Source organism: Mariniradius saccharolyticus AK6, assembly GCF_000330725.2.
Taxonomy (GTDB): Bacteria; Bacteroidota; Bacteroidia; order Cytophagales; family Cyclobacteriaceae; genus Mariniradius; species Mariniradius saccharolyticus.
Genome location: NZ_AMZY02000005.1, coordinates 77,996 through 90,547, shown reverse-complemented (window position 1 = coordinate 90,547; position 12,552 = coordinate 77,996). Strand labels below are relative to the sequence as shown.

Genomic DNA, 12,552 nt, shown 5'->3' with positions numbered 1-12,552 from the left:
TATTGTTGTTTCGGTTAACGCTCCGTGCGGGTATTGGTTCCGTCTACAGGCGTGCGATTTTCCCGGTTGGACAGATCCCAGGCCGTATGGAAAATGAGTTTGGCCCTTTTGGTCATGAGGGGGAATTCTATCTTGTCTACTGTGTCGGTTGGCTGGTGGTAATCGTCGTGCACGCCATTGAAGAAGAAGATCACAGGAATATTGTGCTTCGCGAAGTTATAGTGATCGGAGCGGTAATAGAACCTGTTTGGATCATCCTCTGCATCATAGCGGTAATCAAGGATGAGGTTGGTATAGGTGATGTTGTTGTATTCGTTGATGACTTTCAAATGTGAAGAAAGCATCTCGGAACCAATCACGTAGACATAGTCCTTGTTTGGAGCATTTTGGTATTCGTAATCAATCCTGCCAACCATGTCGATGTTGATATTGTTGACCGTGTTTGCCAAGGGGAAAATCGGATTGTTTGAATAGTATTCCGATCCCAGAAGTCCTTTTTCCTCACCGGTTACGTTAAGAAAAAGGATACTTCTTCTAGGTTTTTTTCCATCTTTTGCTGCCAAGGCAAATGCCTCGGCGATTTCCATCACAGATACCGTACCCGAGCCGTCATCGTCCGCGCCGTTGTTGATTTCTCCTTTGCTGTTGATGCCGACATGGTCGTAGTGCGAGGAGATGACGAGTATTTCATCCTTTTTGTCCGTTCCCTCCAAAAATGCCATGACGTTTTCGGTTGGGACGATCTTGGTTTCCTTTTTTACGAAGTAGGAAGCCTTTTGCGCTTTGATGGATTCGGGATTGTTTTTGGCAGCTTCTTTCAAAACCTCGACAGGCGTTGCAAACAAAGCCGCCATTTTATCGCTGGAAACCAGGAAAATCGGCTCTTGCTTGGTGGGCTCCTCGAAACCTAGCCTTCCGCGACCACTCAGTGACTTATATCTGCCTGCAAGTCTGTCAAAGTTTGCTTGGCCCTCCATAGTCACCACGATTACGCCGACCGCCCCAGCTTTCATGATGTCTGACACTACGTTTTGTGCGCGGGCACCGATTGCCCAAAGGCCAACGAGTTTACCTTTAACGTCAACCTTTTTCATGTTTTCCTCAGAGGCGAGGCCCAGAAATACGAGGTCAGCCTTAGCGGCTTTTTTCATCGAGCCGTCGCCAATAAAGACGAAATCCTCGTTGTTGACGAGTTTTTGCTTGCCCACAGTCAAGGTTACTTCAGGGAAGGAGGTCGAAGCCAAGTTGAATTTTTGGAAATAGGTGCCATCCACAGGGCCTTTGAGACCGAGGTTTTGGTAAAAATTTGCGAGGTATTCGGCGGCAAGTTTTTGGCCCTTTTCCCCTGTGTCCCTGCCCTCCAATTCATCTGAGGCGAGGTAGGTAAGGTGTTTTTCCAAATCCTGCGCATTGATCGTCGCTGCGTATTTCAGTGCCGTGGCATCCTGTGCGCTACCTGTGAGGCTAATGCCCAAGATAAGCATGGCTACCAGCATCCATCTCTTTTTCATAAGTTATCGTTGAGGGTTGTCATTTTTAAGCCGTTAAACATAGAAAAATATTCCTTATTCTCTGAAACCGTCCGTCATTTTCGGTGTTAGGTAGGTAGATTTCTTCGGCTCGTTGCGGGCTTTGTCTTCCAATAATTTCTACCTTTGCACATTCAAAAAATCAGGAGAATATAACCCAAATCCTATCCAATTTTCCTCCCTATGAAAATCAGTCTTAATCCCTCCACCAGGTTCGAGAGCAGGCACAATGGGCCATCCGCCTCTGAGATCGCCATCATGCTCGAAAAGATCGGCGCGGCGTCCTTGGACGAATTGATCGACCAAACAATACCGAAATCCATCCAATTGGGCAGGCCTATGGATCTGCCAAAAGCCAAGACTGAAGCATCTTTCTTGAGGGAGTTTAAGAAGCTCGCTTCCAAAAACCGGATTTTCAAATCCTTTATCGGTTTGGGATATTATGATACGATTGTTCCCGGGGTGATTTTGAGGAATATCCTCGAAAACCCAGGATGGTATACCGCATACACACCCTATCAGGCAGAAATCGCGCAAGGACGCTTAGAAGCTTTGATCAATTACCAAACAATGGTGATGGACCTGACAGGTATGGAAATGGCCAACGCTTCTTTGCTCGATGAAGCTACAGCAGCCGCCGAAGCGATGACGATGTTGTACGCGTCCAAGCCGAAGGAAAAAAAGAACGCACACAAGTTTTTTGTGGATGAGAAGGTGTTTCCACAAACAAAGGATCTGCTGATTACACGTGCTGCGCCTATCGGGATCGAATTGGAGATTGCGTCGCTTTCCAAACTGGATTTGACCAACCCGGATTTATTTGGAATCTTACTTCAATATCCAAACGCCGATGGAGAGGTGGTGGACCACAGCGCCTTGGTGGCATCGGCGAAAGAAAGCCACGTGTTGACTGCCTTTGCGACCGACTTGTTGAGCTTGACATTGTTGACACCTCCGGGTGAATTCGGTGCAGATGTAGTGGTCGGAACCAGTCAGCGTTTTGGAGTGCCAATGGGCTATGGTGGTCCGCATGCGGCATTTTTTGCTACCCGTGACGCATACAAGCGCCAAGTTCCGGGAAGGATTATTGGTGTTTCTGTCGACAAGGATGGCAACAAAGCCTACAGGATGGCTCTTCAGACACGCGAGCAACATATCAAGCGCGAAAAGGCAACTTCCAATATCTGTACCGCTCAGGTACTTTTGGCGGTGATGGCCGGAATGTATGCTGTCTATCATGGCCCAAAAAGTCTAAAGGAAATCGCAGCAAGGACGCATGGATTGGCGCAGTTGACTGCCAAAGCCCTTCGCAAATATGGCTTTGAGCAAGTAAATGCGCATTTCTTTGATACAATCCAAATAAAGACCGATGCGGTACAGCAATCCAAGATCAAGGCTTTTGCTTTGTCATCGGAGATGAATTTCCGCTATGAGCCAGGCTTTGTTTTCCTATCATTTGACCAAGCCAAGACCATTAGCGACGTAAAGGCGATCGTGGATATCTTCTCTAAGTCAACAACTGAAAAAGCCCAAATCGATTGGGAAAACTTGGTGGAAGGATTAGAATTGAATCTTCCCGAAAGCTTGAACAGGAAGTCAGCATACTTGACACATCCCGTTTTCAACCAATACCACTCCGAGCACGAGATGTTGCGCTATATCAAGCGCTTGGAAAACAAAGATTTGTCATTGGTGCATTCCATGATTTCATTGGGTTCCTGCACTATGAAGTTGAATGCAACCACAGAAATGATTCCGGTGACTTGGCCTGAATTTGGACAAATGCATCCATTTGCGCCACAGGACCAAGCAGCCGGATACTTCGAACTCTTCCAAAACCTCAGGAGATGGCTCAGCGAGATCACGGGTTTTGCGGATACGTCCCTTCAGCCAAATTCAGGTGCTCAAGGAGAGTATGCCGGCCTGATGGTTATCCGGGCTTACCACATGAGCCGCGGCGATCACCACAGAAATGTAGCCCTTATCCCAACCTCTGCCCATGGTACCAATCCCGCGTCTGCGGTAATGGCCGGTATGAAAGTGGTTTTGGTGAAATGTGATGAACGAGGAAATATTGATGTAGCGGATTTGAAAGCCAAGGCGGAAGAGCACAAAGCTGATCTTTCTTGCCTCATGGTCACTTATCCATCTACACACGGCGTATTTGAGGAGGCGATTCAGGAGATCTGCCAGATCATCCATGACAATGGCGGTCAGGTATATATGGATGGTGCCAATATGAATGCCCAAGTCGGATTGACGAGCCCGGGCATTATAGGTGCGGATGTATGCCACCTCAACTTGCATAAGACCTTCTGCATCCCCCACGGTGGAGGTGGTCCTGGCATGGGTCCGATTTGTGTGGCGAAACACCTCGTGCCATTCCTTCCCGGAAACCCGCTCGTACAAACGGGCGGCACGCAAGCCATCACGGCGATTTCAGCTGCACCTTTTGGCTCAGCCAGCATTTTGCCAATTTCCTATGCCTACATTGCCATGATGGGTGGGGATGGACTGACCAATGCGACCAAGATCGCGATTTTGAATGCCAACTATATCAAGGCGAGACTGGAGAGCCACTATCCGATTCTATACACAGGGACTCAGGGACGCGCAGCGCATGAGATGATCTTGGATTGCAGGGCATTCAAGGAGGTTGGCATCGAGGTGGAAGATATTGCCAAGCGACTAATGGATTATGGCTTCCACGCGCCAACGGTTTCCTTCCCTGTCGCAGGTACGCTGATGATCGAGCCGACTGAGTCCGAAACCATGGCTGAACTTGACAGGTTCTGTGACGCGATGATTGCCATTCGTGCCGAAATCCAAGAAGTTTATGATGGTCAGGCGGACCGTGAAAACAATGTGTTGAAAAACGCTCCACATACTGCTGTTTTGGCACTTTCAGATGCTTGGTCCTTGCCATACAGCAGGGAAAAGGCCGTTTATCCGCTGTCTTACGTCAAAGCAAACAAATTCTGGCCTTCTGTCCGGCGGATAGATTCAGCCTATGGAGACAGGAATTTGGTATGTAGCTGTATTCCGGTGGAAGAATATGTTCAGGCAGAAGCTTGATTTTCAAATTTTCCAGAACAAAAAAGGGGGCCAAAAGGCCCCTTTTTTTGTTTTATAGACACTTAATTTTGATTGAATGCCAGCTTATCTGCGTAGATAGTCTCGGATGCTTTATTTCATAGGAGAGAAAGGGAGTGGCTGCAAGTAAAGTGATTCGACTTTTTCCACGATTTTGCCGTTTTGCTCGGAAGCGTCACGCACGGTGATCCAAACCGGATCCTTGCCGAATTTTGCGAAGGAATCCTTCCCAGCCTTCTCGCTTTTGTGCGCCAATAGGTACACCAATTTTGGCTGAACGGATTCATCCGCTTCCACCGTGTACCAATACATCACGTTGATCATACCGTGTTTTTGGAAAAGTTCGCGGGTATAATCGCGGAATCTGGCGTGGATGGCATCGATTTTCCCGGGAAACATTGTGTAGGTTCTCAGTTCAAATACCCGGTTACCCTCGTTGGTATCACGGACGATTTCCGGATTGAGGTCATCTGCAATCTCCAAAAATGTTTGCTCGACTTTGGCAACCAATGGACCGTTGGCTTCGCTCGCAGCCCTTACTTCCAGCCATTCGGGATCGGTGGCGAATTTTTCCCAAAGCATGTCACGCATCGCCTGATGTGGATAGGCTAAAATAAAAACCAGCCGGTTGTCGTTGGGATCGGTGGGGATGAAATACCCGATATTTTCAATCCCTGCTTTTGCAAAAAGCCTCAGGGTATGGTCTTGGAAACGCTTGACCAAATCGGGTCTTTTTCCCTCATGTGCAGTGTAGGTTCGCATTTCAAAATAGCGCATATCCTGTGCGCCAGCCTCCAAACAAAGGAAGGCAAGTAATGTGAGCGATAAGAGTTTGATGGTTTTCATGGATTTAAGAAGATGTGAAGACTTATTTACCTTTTCGCCAGCCGATAAAAGCTGCGACTGACAATACTACCGCAATAATCAGGAAACCAAAAGTCTCCCTCGCTTCCTCGGATTCTTGGGTTTTCATGGTGAGGTCCTTGTTTTCTAGCTCATAATTTACCCATTCGGATACCGAGTCGGGGTAAAAGTAAATTGCCCCCGCAAGGCATACCAAAATGACAACCGCTAAGGGTATCAAAGGATATTTTCCCCTAAAGGCCAAGGCTGAGAAAATCGCCGCGCCGATGTAGAGTGTAACCCAGATTTCCGGATCGGGATCGTTGATTTGCCAATAGGCAAAGAGCAGAAAGGCAAAAAACCAAAAGCCAAAGAAATACTTTGAGAATGTTTTCATGGGTGCCAGTGTAGGAGTTAGCGATACCAAAATAGAAATTATTCAGACGCCTCGTATGATTCATGGGCAAAAGTTTCCATCTCATACCGTTGCCAACCAAAGCTGCATGATTTGGATGTTGGATTGGTGATTCAAGTCATCTAATTGAAAAGCCGTGTAGGTTCTCATTTATCAGTTTCCCCCTCCTCGGGGTCAAATTGATCTCCGTCGACTTTGATTTTTGTCAGGAAAAAAACCTCCTTGATGGCTTCCTTGCCGTCTTCTCCCACATACCTTACCTTCTGCTTGCCTGACAGGAGGAAATAATCCATAAACCACCAAGTTAGATTCAGGCTATTTTCCTGTGTTTCGCGAAGCCGTTCGTCTTCGTTGACAAGCTTGATTTCATAAGATTGGTTTTCAAAGACCTTATCCCCGTTTTTGATATAGCTTAGGTAGATGTTTAGCCCATCCAGATAGAGGTAGTGGAGTTTTTCTCCGTCAAAACTGATTTCTCCGTATTTGCTTGAGTAGGAAAGGAGCCTGTTGTTAAGATCCAATGCATTGTCCCAGATAACTTCCCCTTCCTTGGATAAGTAAAGCATATGCGCAGACACAAACTTGTACTCTCCTTGTTGCCAGCCAGTGGTTCCATATCGATTGAATGGATAGCCGGGCATCCCATATCCGGGCATGTAGCCCATGCCGTCCATGTACATCCGATTCATGTTGTTGCGGTAGGATTCGTTTGCATACACACCGTCCCTTGGAATGTATCGAGGATTGTTGGCAAGAAAGTGGTCGCTGTAAATAAGGTACCCATTGCCTGTCGGGATGACTTCCCTGGCGGAGAAAACCGGCTTGATGGAAAGGATCTTTCCTTTTGAAAAAGACCTTTCCAACTCGACCAGTTTCTTTTCCCGTTGTTTTTCATTAAGGTAATTGAAAAAGTTAGGGAAGTTCTCCAAGGTGTAGTATCGGATATCGTATTCGCCAAATTCATTGATAAAGGCTTGGTAGATACCTTGATAGGCTTCCCGTTTGCGATAGCCATAGGTACCCACGAGGGATTGCTGGTATTGTTCGATTGGGGTCATCAGACCTTCTACCAACTCGAATGTGGGGTCTTGTAGTTGATCGATTACGACCTCCCTGACTTTATTGCCTTGCTCGTCATAGGTATTGAGTACCAACTGTTTGTTTTTAAGCCTATCACGGCGGCTTACCAATACATCAATCGTCCCCAGCTCACTCTCTTTTTTGATTTGGAGGATATTGGTGTCTTTGAAATAGATTCCCTGAACCGTAAACACATTGTTGGCTTCGATGTCGAGAATTTGCACCACCGGCCTGAGATCTGAGAGCCCCATGAACACAGCGTTGCGATTGACAACAAAAAACTCCTTTAATTCAAGCGTATAGATGTTGGTCAAATCGATTTCCTTGGCAAGATCGTTTTCGAGGTCAATTTCGATCATGTACCGATCGCTGATGGCTTCCCCTTTTTGCAGTAGAATGTAAAGAAAATCGCCCTCCAAGTCATACCCCAAAAGATCATAAAAGTCCTTGACTGCGATTTCCCGAAAGGTGTCCGAAGCCAATTCGTAGTCCGTCAAAAAATACTGCAACTTTGATTTGAGGTTGAAACCCTTGTCCGGCTGCACCCGAAAACCCACCAAACCTCCCGGACGCTTGACAATGGTAAAATTGTTGTCCTGAAATTTACTCTCAATTTCAAAACGGTTCACAAACATCACTTGGGCCTGGCTTGCCAAGCTAAACAGCAGCAAAACAAAAAGAGGGATGATTTTTTTCATGACCCCATTTTGATGATCAGATCGAATACGTTTTTCTCTACCGGCATGACCGAAAGCCGTGATTGCCTTAGCAAAGGAAGGCTGCCCAATCTGTCGTCGGCCTTGATGATTTCGAGACTCACAGGCTTGGACAATGCTTTTGAAGCCTTTAGGCTTACTGCGACCCAGCCTTGGTTTTCGGTATCTTTGGCATCAGGGAATGCTTCGGATGAGACTTCCGCCACACCTACGATTTCTTTGTTTTTCCCACTATGGTAAAATAGGACTTGATCCCCAAGGCGCATTTCCTTCAGGTAGTTTCTTGCCTGGATGTTGCGGATGCCGTCCCAAATGTCTTCCTGTTTTGCAACCAAGTCTTCCCATCCGTATTCTGAAGGTTCGGATTTAACCAGCCAATAATTCATCATCGCCTGTTGTTTAGAATGTTTAAGTTAAGGCTTCGTGTTTTATTATAAAACAATTATTGTTGACATTTGTCCTAGTCAGGAGCAAAGAATCTAAATATTTTGGACGCAGATCACATTTTACGCCAACTGAAGCTTACCATCAAGCTGATGGAGCTTCATGATGAAAATCCCTTCAAGATCAGAAGCCTCCAGTCTGCTGTCAATAACATCGACCGAGGCGAGATAGATATCGAAGGTAAAAGTCCCCAAGAACTCCAAAACCTGCATGGTATCGGCAAAAGCCTAGCCGATACCATTGTTTCTTTGCAAGCGACAGGAAGTTTTCCCGGATTGGATGAACTCCTGGCCAAGACTCCCAGTGGGATTTTGGAAGTCCTTGAAATCAAAGGCCTGGGGCCCAAGAAAGTGAAGGCACTTTGGGAGGAACTCAACATCACCTCTACGCATGAACTGATGGAAGCCTGCCAATCTGGGCAAGTTGCGAAAATCAAAGGCTTTGGCGAAAAAACACAGGAAAGCATCATCCAATCCCTTCAGTTCAAGGAAGCCAACCAAGGAAAGTGGCTGTATGCCGATTTGGAACTGTCCATGGATGAATTGGCTGAAGTCATAAAGAAGCACTCCAAGGTGGTAGACATTTTTCCTGTAGGTGAGTATGGGCGAAAAATGGAAATTATCGAACAGGTAGAATGGCTCATTGCCACCGATGACCGGAAACAGGTTATCCGTGCGCTGAGTGATATTGATTCGCTGCTTCAAGATCGCAAAATCTCCAGCCCATTTACTTGGCGGGGCAAGTTGAAGTCACCCGAGGTCAAGATGGCGTTTCACTTTACAGATCCTGCGGATTTGGTTTTGGAAAAGATCGTTCGGACTGCCTCCAAAGCCCACCTTTTACATCATGTGGAAGGAGATAAATCACTGGTGGAGATTATTCGCGAGGAACCTCATTATTACGATGAGTCCGAAGCATACCAAAAGGCTGGTCTTCCGCTGATTCCGGCGGAAATTCGGGAAGGCCTGATAGAATTTGATCTGGCGAAGTCCGGTAAAATAGATCATCTGGTCGTTGATAACGACCTGAGAGGAATCCTCCACAACCACTCCACTTACAGTGACGGCAAGCATACACTGCGGCAGATGGCCGAGCATTGTCGGGATTTGGGATATGAGTACCTGGGAATTTCGGACCATTCGCGGACCGCGTTTTACGCAGGTGGATTGGAGATCGAGCGGGTACAGCAGCAGCACCGCGAAATCGATTTGCTCAACCAGGAACTAGCGCCTTTCCGAATTTTCAAGGGCATCGAAAGTGATATCCTCATCGATGGCAGCTTGGATTATCCGGAGGACGTGCTTTCGACTTTTGATTTTGTCGTTGCTTCTGTCCATTCCAGCCTCAATATGGATGTCAAAAAAGCAACCCAGCGCCTTTTAAAAGCAATAGAAAGTCCGTACACGACCATCCTCGGGCATCCGACGGGAAGATTATTGCTGCGCCGGGGCGGTTATCCAATCGACCACAAGGCGATTATTCAGGCCTGTGCCGACCACGGTGTCGTGATTGAAATCAATGCCAATCCCTGGAGGCTGGATTTGGACTGGAGGTGGGTTCAAGAGGCAATGGACAAGGGCGTCAAGCTTTCCATCAATCCCGACGCGCATGAAATGGAGGGATACGCCGATATGCGATATGGAGTAATTGCAGGACGAAAAGGCGGCTTGACCAAGGATATGACTTTCAACGCGCTGTCATTAAAGGAAATGGAGACTTACCTCCAGCAACGAAAAAATTCAATCAAAAAATCATGAGTTGGAGCGATAAAGACAACAGTATTCTATTGAAGCGCTCGTTTTTGTTTGGCATCACCGGCATTGTTCTTTGCTTGATTCCAATCGTAAACGCCTATTTTCAGTTTTTGCAGGCACCGATGGTTCCTCTTCAAGGCGTGGGCCTGCTGTTTCAGATGTTTGGGTTGAGTATCGCAGTGATGGTCCTGCGCAAGCGAAAAAATCCCGAAGAGATTCAGGACAAGGCCAAGAAAATGATTGTGGTTTTGGCAGTTGCTTTGGTGTTTTTTGTCTTGACGATCTAAGCAGCAAATGATTTGGCTTTATTGCCTATTCAAGGTTCCATAAGTAATTGATTTATCGAGAAAATTTCCAAAACCCTATGAAATACCAACCTCTACCTTCCTCGTTTTACATCAAAAACAGGGAAAAGCTAGTAAAGAAGCTTCCACCAAAGTCGCTTTGCATCTTCCATGCCAATGACATCATGCCGACCAATGCGGATGGCACGATGCGTTTCAGGCAAAACAATGACCTTTTTTACCTTTCGGGAATCGATCAGGAAGAGACGATTTTGCTTGTTTGCCCGGATTTTCCTGATCCTGCCATGCGTGAGGTCCTTTTTCTCCGTGAGACAAGCGAGCATATCGCCATTTGGGAAGGCCACAAATACACCATGGGAGAAGCCTTGGAAGCCTCAGGAATTCAAAACATCAAATGGTTGAAGGATTTTGACAAGACGCTTCATACTGTGATGGCGCTCAGCGAGCAAGTTTTCCTCAATAGCAACGAGCATTTACGTGCCGATATCCATGTGGAGACTCGGGACGCGCGCTTTATTCGGTACTGCAAGGAGAGGTTCCCGCTCCATCAATACCGCCGGGTGGCGCCTTTGATGCATGACCTTCGTGCTGTCAAAGAATCTGAGGAGATCGGCCAAATGCAGATTGCCTGCGATATCACCGAAAAGGGATTCAGAAGGCTCTTGTCATTTGTAAAGCCCGGCGTGACAGAATATGAAATCGAGGCGGAGTTGATCCATGAGTTTGTAAGAAACAGAAGCAAGGGTTTCGCTTACGAGCCCATAATTGCAACTGGACGGAACGCTTGCGTCCTTCATTACATCGAAAACAAGGATACCTGCTTGGACGGTGATCTACTTTTGCTGGATGTCGCTGCCGAGTATGGCAACTACAATGCCGACATGACCCGGACGATTCCGGTCAATGGCCGATTCAGTACCCGGCAGCGCGCAGTGTACGATGCTGTCTTGAGGGTGAAAAGGGAAGCATCGAAGATGCTGAGGCCGGGAGTGACCATTCAAGATTACCACAAAGAAGTAGGGCTGATTATGCAGTCGGAGCTTTTGGGGCTGGGCCTAATCGATCAGACAGATGTCAAAAACCAGGACCCGAAATGGCCTGCGTATAAGAAATACTTTATGCATGGAACTTCCCATCATTTAGGGTTGGATGTACATGACGTGGGTACGATGCACGAACCGATCAAAGTGGGGATGGTTTTCACCGTGGAACCAGGGATCTACATTCCTGAGGAAAACATGGGCGTTCGGTTGGAAAACAACATTTTGATCCAAGAGTCGGGGTATTTTGACCTGATGGGAAATATTCCCGTGGAGGCTGAGGAGATCGAGGATTTGATGCAAGCCGCAAAACGATAGTCTGCGAATAGCGGATTGATTCATGTTTTTTGCTGCTTTGCCTTATATTGCACGACCAATATTCTGAAAAATGGAAATCAACGAAATGCGACTCGAGGGAATCATTGTCCCCATGGCCACGCCACTGCTTTCACATGTCGAAATCGATAAGAAAGGAACCGAAAGGCTGGTACATCACATGATGGATGGTGGTGTGCAGGGGATTTTTATCCTGGGGACTACAGGTGAGGCCACGAGCCTGAAGCCTTCGACGAAAAAGGAATTGATCGAAATTACCTGCACAGAAGCAGCGGGGCATACGGCGGTTTTGGTGGGTGTGACCCACAGCTGTTTTGATATCAGCCTGAAGCTGGCAAGGCAGGCGAAGGAAAATGGGGCAACTGCTATCGTGGCGGCACCGCCCTACTTTTATCCGCTGGATCAGGAGGATTTGTACAAATATTTCATCAAACTCGCCGACCAAAGCCCGCTACCGGTTTTCCTCTACAATTTCCCAGCGATGACCAAGTGCAACCTCGAAATGGATACCGTGATGAAGTTGGCAAAGCATTCCAATATCATCGGCATCAAGGACAGTTCGGGCAATGGAGTGTATTTTCAGAAACTGATGTATGTGAAGCGGGAATTTCCAAATTTCTCCGTGATGATGGGACCTGATGAATTGATGTCACAAGTGGTGATGGCAGGTGCGGACGGCGGTATGAATGCCGGGGGGAATATTTTCCCAAAGTTTTATGTCAAATTGTACGAAGCTGCCAAGAAGGGTTTTGTAGAGCGCGTCAACCAAATGCAGCCCTTGGTACAGGAGATTTCTCAGCGAATATTCGCAGTCCATCCCAAACACTCAGGCTACATCGCCGGAATTAAGGAAAGCCTCTACCATTTCCAAGTCTGCGAGCCCCATTTGGCACCCCCACTTTCTCCCGCAGACGCTTTGGCACGTGAGATCATCCGCAGGAATCTAGAACAAATCAACTTGAAGATTAAGCAGGTGTTGGCCTAAACGGTTTTTCTT

10 protein-coding genes are annotated in these 12,552 nt (G+C 47.1%); 5 read left to right on the top strand and 5 right to left on the bottom strand.

What is annotated here, in order from left to right; translation table 11 throughout:
- Positions 1-14: 14 nt before the first annotated feature.
- Positions 15-1,511: a M28 family peptidase gene (locus C943_RS03425; protein ID WP_040478883.1), complete on the bottom strand. Its 1,497-nt coding sequence runs from the start codon at positions 1,509-1,511 to the stop codon at positions 15-17.
- Between the two features lie 201 nt (positions 1,512-1,712).
- Here C943_RS03425 and gcvP point away from each other — a divergent pair, with 201 nt between their 5' ends.
- The gene (gcvP, locus tag C943_RS03420) at positions 1,713-4,604 is read left to right on the top strand and encodes an aminomethyl-transferring glycine dehydrogenase (RefSeq protein ID WP_008624248.1); all 2,892 of its coding nucleotides are present in this window, start codon (positions 1,713-1,715) and stop codon (positions 4,602-4,604) included.
- A 111-nt stretch (positions 4,605-4,715) separates the two neighbouring features.
- Here gcvP and C943_RS03415 read toward each other — a convergent pair whose 3' ends face one another.
- The 4 genes from C943_RS03415 to C943_RS03400 form a co-directional block, all read right to left on the bottom strand.
- The gene (locus C943_RS03415; protein ID WP_008624247.1) at positions 4,716-5,468 is read right to left on the bottom strand and encodes an NIPSNAP family protein; all 753 of its coding nucleotides are present in this window, start codon (positions 5,466-5,468) and stop codon (positions 4,716-4,718) included.
- A gap of 22 nt (positions 5,469-5,490) precedes the next feature.
- The gene (locus C943_RS03410) at positions 5,491-5,862 is read right to left on the bottom strand and encodes a transmembrane 220 family protein (RefSeq protein ID WP_008624246.1); all 372 of its coding nucleotides are present in this window, start codon (positions 5,860-5,862) and stop codon (positions 5,491-5,493) included.
- A 164-nt stretch (positions 5,863-6,026) separates the two neighbouring features.
- A complete protein-coding gene (locus C943_RS03405) occupies positions 6,027-7,658 on the bottom strand; it encodes a hypothetical protein (RefSeq protein WP_008624245.1) in 1,632 nt (543 codons plus the stop codon).
- Positions 7,655-8,062: an EVE domain-containing protein gene (locus tag C943_RS03400; protein WP_040478881.1), complete on the bottom strand. Its 408-nt coding sequence runs from the start codon at positions 8,060-8,062 to the stop codon at positions 7,655-7,657. Before C943_RS03400 ends, C943_RS03405 begins: the two co-directional genes overlap by 4 nt.
- 102 nt (positions 8,063-8,164) lie before the next feature.
- Here C943_RS03400 and C943_RS03395 point away from each other — a divergent pair, with 102 nt between their 5' ends.
- From C943_RS03395 to C943_RS03380, 4 genes are all read left to right on the top strand, one after another.
- Positions 8,165-9,877: a DNA polymerase/3'-5' exonuclease PolX gene (locus C943_RS03395; RefSeq protein ID WP_008624242.1), complete on the top strand. Its 1,713-nt coding sequence runs from the start codon at positions 8,165-8,167 to the stop codon at positions 9,875-9,877.
- Positions 9,874-10,161, top strand: coding sequence for a hypothetical protein (locus C943_RS03390; RefSeq protein ID WP_008624241.1), 288 nt, complete (start codon positions 9,874-9,876; stop codon positions 10,159-10,161). Before C943_RS03395 ends, C943_RS03390 begins: the two co-directional genes overlap by 4 nt.
- Before the next feature lie 77 nt (positions 10,162-10,238).
- A complete protein-coding gene (locus C943_RS03385; protein ID WP_008624239.1) occupies positions 10,239-11,537 on the top strand; it encodes an aminopeptidase P family protein in 1,299 nt (432 codons plus the stop codon).
- A 70-nt stretch (positions 11,538-11,607) separates the two neighbouring features.
- Positions 11,608-12,540 (top strand): dihydrodipicolinate synthase family protein, encoded by a 933-nt coding sequence (locus tag C943_RS03380; protein WP_008624238.1) that lies wholly within the window; start codon positions 11,608-11,610, stop codon positions 12,538-12,540.
- Positions 12,541-12,552: the final 12 nt, after the last annotated feature.

Coding starts and splice junctions, on each gene's coding strand:
- C943_RS03405 (WP_008624245.1), bottom strand. CDS start 7,658: ATGAAAAAAATCATCCCTCTTTTTGTTTTGCTGCTGTTTAGCTTGGCA.
- C943_RS03400 (WP_040478881.1), bottom strand. CDS start 8,062: ATGAATTATTGGCTGGTTAAATCCGAACCTTCAGAATACGGATGGGAA.
- C943_RS03385 (WP_008624239.1), top strand. CDS start 10,239: ATGAAATACCAACCTCTACCTTCCTCGTTTTACATCAAAAACAGGGAA.
- C943_RS03425 (WP_040478883.1), bottom strand. CDS start 1,511: ATGAAAAAGAGATGGATGCTGGTAGCCATGCTTATCTTGGGCATTAGC.
- C943_RS03410 (WP_008624246.1), bottom strand. CDS start 5,862: ATGAAAACATTCTCAAAGTATTTCTTTGGCTTTTGGTTTTTTGCCTTT.
- C943_RS03380 (WP_008624238.1), top strand. CDS start 11,608: ATGGAAATCAACGAAATGCGACTCGAGGGAATCATTGTCCCCATGGCC.
- C943_RS03415 (WP_008624247.1), bottom strand. CDS start 5,468: ATGAAAACCATCAAACTCTTATCGCTCACATTACTTGCCTTCCTTTGT.
- C943_RS03390 (WP_008624241.1), top strand. CDS start 9,874: ATGAGTTGGAGCGATAAAGACAACAGTATTCTATTGAAGCGCTCGTTT.
- gcvP (WP_008624248.1), top strand. CDS start 1,713: ATGAAAATCAGTCTTAATCCCTCCACCAGGTTCGAGAGCAGGCACAAT.